The 3,603-nt window shown below is 73.9% G+C and carries 4 protein-coding genes and 1 pseudogene; 2 read left to right on the top strand and 3 right to left on the bottom strand.

What is annotated here, in order from left to right; translation table 11 throughout:
* Positions 1-226: 226 nt before the first annotated feature.
* From cobF to AA75_RS12720, 3 genes are all read right to left on the bottom strand, one after another.
* Positions 227-1,003, bottom strand: coding sequence for a precorrin-6A synthase (deacetylating) (cobF, locus tag AA75_RS12730; protein WP_033820058.1), 777 nt, complete (start codon positions 1,001-1,003; stop codon positions 227-229).
* A gap of 72 nt (positions 1,004-1,075) precedes the next feature.
* The gene (locus AA75_RS12725; RefSeq protein ID WP_033820057.1) at positions 1,076-1,435 is read right to left on the bottom strand and encodes a UBP-type zinc finger domain-containing protein; all 360 of its coding nucleotides are present in this window, start codon (positions 1,433-1,435) and stop codon (positions 1,076-1,078) included.
* Positions 1,436-1,543: 108 nt separating this feature from the next.
* Positions 1,544-1,873 (bottom strand): hypothetical protein, encoded by a 330-nt coding sequence (locus AA75_RS12720; RefSeq protein ID WP_033820056.1) that lies wholly within the window; start codon positions 1,871-1,873, stop codon positions 1,544-1,546.
* Positions 1,874-2,218: 345 nt separating this feature from the next.
* Between AA75_RS12720 and AA75_RS12715 the strand changes: the two genes are divergently transcribed.
* Positions 2,219-2,656 carry an SHOCT domain-containing protein gene (locus tag AA75_RS12715; RefSeq protein WP_033820055.1) on the top strand — a complete coding sequence of 146 codons (438 nt, stop codon included), beginning with the start codon at positions 2,219-2,221 and terminating at the stop codon, positions 2,654-2,656.
* A 293-nt stretch (positions 2,657-2,949) separates the two neighbouring features.
* Positions 2,950-3,603: pseudogene (locus AA75_RS51855) on the top strand (hypothetical protein); the annotation flags it as partial.

Here is a 3,603-nt window from a genome sequence, read left to right as displayed (position 1 = left end):
GGCGGCCGAGCCGGAGCCGGTGCCGGCGGGGGCGGGCGCACCGCGCGGCTGACCCGCCGACGGGTCCCACCGGGGCCGCCGTCCCGCCTTCCGCGCCGGACGGCGGCCCCGGCCGCACCGGGGTCCGGTCCCGGGCACGTACCGACCCCGTCCGGCCCGCCACCGCGTGCCGTTGACCGGCCGTCAGGCCCGTGGCCCGGGCCGTCCGCCGGGGCTGCGGCGGGAGCTACGCCGCTCCGCCCGGCTCCCCGGTGGTACGGCGCAGCAGGTACGAGTCCATGATCCAGCCCTTGCGCTCGCGGGCCTGCTCGCGCAGTTCGCGGATCCGCGGCGCGGCCTCGGCGAGCGGGCCGGCGGCCAGGATCTCGTCCGGGGTACCGAGGTAGGCGCCGTAGAAGATCTCCAGGCCCTCGGGGTCGATCGTGGCGAACGCCGAGCGCCCGTCCAGCATCACCACCACGTCGTCGACCTCGGCGGGGAAGCCCTCCGCGAGCCGGCGCCCGGTGGTGACCTGGACCGGGCGGCCGACCCGGGTCAGCGTGGTGCGGTGCCGGGCGGCGAGCGCCGAGATGCTGCTGATGCCCGGGATCACCTCGTACTCGAAGACGGCGGTGCCGCGCGCCAGCACCTCGTCCACCACCGCGATCACACTGTCGTACAGGCTGGGGTCGCCCCAGACCAGGAACGCGGCGGTCTCGTCGGGGCCGAGGTGGTCGGCGATCAGCCGCTCGACCAGGTCGGCGCGGCGGTGGCGCCAGTCGTCCACGGCGGCGGTGTACGCCGGGGTGGTGCGGTCCCGCTCCGCGTCCGGGACGCCGACCACCCGGTGGCCGGGCTTGGCGTGCTCGGCCAGGATCTGCCGGCGCAGCCGGATCATGTCCTGGCGTTCCTCGTTCTTGTCGAGGATGAAGAAGACGTCGGTGCGAGCGAGCGCCTTGGCCGCCTGGAGGGTCAGGTGGTCGGGGTCGCCCGCGCCGATTCCGATGACGAGGATGTGCTGCATGCCAGCGATTGTGCCGTGCGGCCCGGCCGCCCGGGCCGCCGGGGGACCGGGTGCACCCCGCGGCCCCGCGGCTCAGTGCAGGTGGTCGCGCCAGTCCTCGGGGACCCGCCCGGCCGGGCCGGGGGTGGGCTGGGAGCCCGGGTGCGCGGCGGGGCCGGACAGCTCGGGGCCGTCGTAGTACTCCTCGGTCTCGACGTTCCACAGCCAGCTCTCGCCGGGCTCGAAACTGGCGAGGAACGGGTGGCCGGACTTGCGTGCGTGCCGGGTGCCGTGCTGGGACGGCGAGGAGTCGCAGCAGCCGACCTGGCCGCACTCGGCGCACCGCCGCAGGTGCAGCCACCAGCCCGGGCCGTCACCGGCCAGGCACTGCGCGCAGCCCTCGCCGCTCGGCGCTGCGGCGGGGTTGATCCCCGGGATCCGTTCGTCGGCCATCCGGTGCCTCCCTGGTCCGCCTGGAGCCCCCGTGGCAGCCTACGACCGGGAGCCCGCGCCCGCACCGCCGAGCCGCCGGGTCCGGGGCAGGGCGGGGTGTACGGCGCGTTACCGGCCGCCCCGGCGGTGCTCCCCGAGCAGCGCCGCGCCGGCCACGACCGCGACCGCGCCCGCCGCCAGCAACCCGCCGCGCGAGCGCCAGGACAGCACCGACCAGCAGGACTGGGCGGACAGCACCGATCCGGCGCTCAGCCAGGACCCGGCCGAGAGCACCGACAGCGCGGACCCGATCGAGGCCACCGACAGCGCACTGCCGACCGACCCGACGGAGAGCACCGAACCGGTCGACCCGATCGAGAGCACCGAACCCACCGAGCCGATCGACAGCACGGAGTCCTTGGACCACAGCGACAGCGGAGAGTCAGCGAGCTTGGACATGCCCCGATCGTACGGCGCGCGGGCCTCGCACACGCCCCGTCCACGGTGATGCGCGGGCCGCGGGCGCCCGTACGCGGGGCGGGTGCGGGCGCCTTCGTTCCGGCTCTCCCGTGCGGTGCGGCCCGCGGCGGCGCAGAGTTGAGACCAGGAGCCGGAGGTGGACGCCGGGAGACGGCGGTGCCACGGCCCAGGCACCGCGCGGGATCCTGACCGTCCCGGGCCCGCCCCGGGCGGACGTGCGGCCTGGAGGCGGGCACCGCGCAGCTCCGCGGTGGATACGCGTCCGGATCGCCACGGTCCGGCAGTGCCAGTGGGGTTACCGCCGCCGTCCGAGGGAGGCACACCATGATCGCAACATCGCTGGCAGGTGACTATCCCCTGCTCAATCTGTTCTGGACCATCGCGGAGATCTTCCTCTGGGTGTTGTGGATCTTCCTGCTGATCCGGGTCCTCGACGATGTGTTCCGCGACGATTCGCTCAGCGGTGGCGCCAAGGCCGCCTGGGCGATCCTGGTCGTCCTGCTGCCGTTCCTGGGCATCTTCATCTACCTCATCGTCAGGGGAAAGGGCATGGGCGAGCGCAGCCTCAAGCAGGCCCAGAAGCAGGAGGAGCAACTCCGCAGCTACATCCGGGAAACCGCCGGATCGACGCCCGGCGCCGAGGGCGGAACGGGCGGAACGGGCGGCCATGTCGAGGAGTTGGCCAAACTCGCCGAACTCAAGAATCGCGGCGATATCACGGAACAGGAATATCAGCAAGCCAAGGCCAAGGTGCTGTCCTGAGCCCGGCGCCCCGGCCGCCGGAGCGGCCGGGGCGTGGCCGGCCGCGTCCCGGTGCGGCACGACGCATTGGTTCAAAGAACCCGGAAGTAAGAACTCCCACCCAACCCCACCCCCCACCCCGGAAGATCATCTCAACAGATCACCCCAACGGGTGAGTTGGGCGCGCGGGCGAGTTCGGTGCGGGTACGCTCTGGCCGACCGCCCGGAATGCATGGCCGGAACGCAATTCGGCCCTCGGCCGGGATGGCATTCCCGATCGAGGGCCTGACCACGTAGGAACCGAGTCCTTCCCCATGGCTGACGAAAAGTCTAACGCGCACCACGGCATTTCCGCGGCGGGTGTCGTGCATGTCCGCACGCGTCTGACGGCGAATTTCACCGTCCTCGCGAACTGCCTCGCCCAACGGCGCGGCAGTGCGGTCACGGTGGGCGTCGCCGCCTACATCCTCTCGCTGCCGGACGGTGCACCGGTCTCGATCAAGGCGCTCGCCGCGCACTTCAGCGAGGGCGAGATCCTGCTCGCCCGGGCTCTCAACGAGCTTGTGGCGGACGGCTATCTGGAGCGGCGGGTCGAACGCGTCGGCGGCGGCCGGATCCGTACCCGGACCTACTTCCACGATGTGCCGGTGCCGGTGTCAGTCCCGGAGCCGGAGCCGGTGCCGGTGCCGGTGTCAGTGCCGGAGGCGGAGCCGGTGCAGCCCGCGCCGGACCTCCGCCCGGCGCCGGCACCGGACCCAACTCCCGCCCCGGGCGCCGTCCCTGGACCCGCGACCGGGCCGGACCCCGACCGCGACCGCGACCGCGGACCCGATCCTGACCCCGACCGGCCGCCGCCGTCCGGCTCGGGCGGGGGGCGCAAGCACCCGCTCGCTCCGGTCAACCTTCCCGGCGCCTGGCGGCCGGCCGGCCACTGCGAGTCCCGGTCGCCGAGCGAGGCGGCCGAGCGG

It is taken from the genome of Kitasatospora sp. MBT63, from assembly GCF_000710465.2.
Classification (GTDB): domain Bacteria; phylum Actinomycetota; class Actinomycetes; order Streptomycetales; family Streptomycetaceae; genus Kitasatospora.
This window is presented reverse-complemented; position numbering and strand designations above follow the sequence as displayed.

What these genes read in the sequence shown, in the direction of transcription:
- AA75_RS12725 (WP_033820057.1), bottom strand. Translation starts at nt 1,435, where the DNA reads ATGGCCGACGAACGGATCCCGGGGATCAACCCCGCCGCAGCGCCGAGC.
- AA75_RS12720 (WP_033820056.1), bottom strand. Translation starts at nt 1,873, where the DNA reads ATGTCCAAGCTCGCTGACTCTCCGCTGTCGCTGTGGTCCAAGGACTCC.
- cobF (WP_033820058.1), bottom strand. Translation starts at nt 1,003, where the DNA reads ATGCAGCACATCCTCGTCATCGGAATCGGCGCGGGCGACCCCGACCAC.
- AA75_RS12715 (WP_033820055.1), top strand. Translation starts at nt 2,219, where the DNA reads ATGATCGCAACATCGCTGGCAGGTGACTATCCCCTGCTCAATCTGTTC.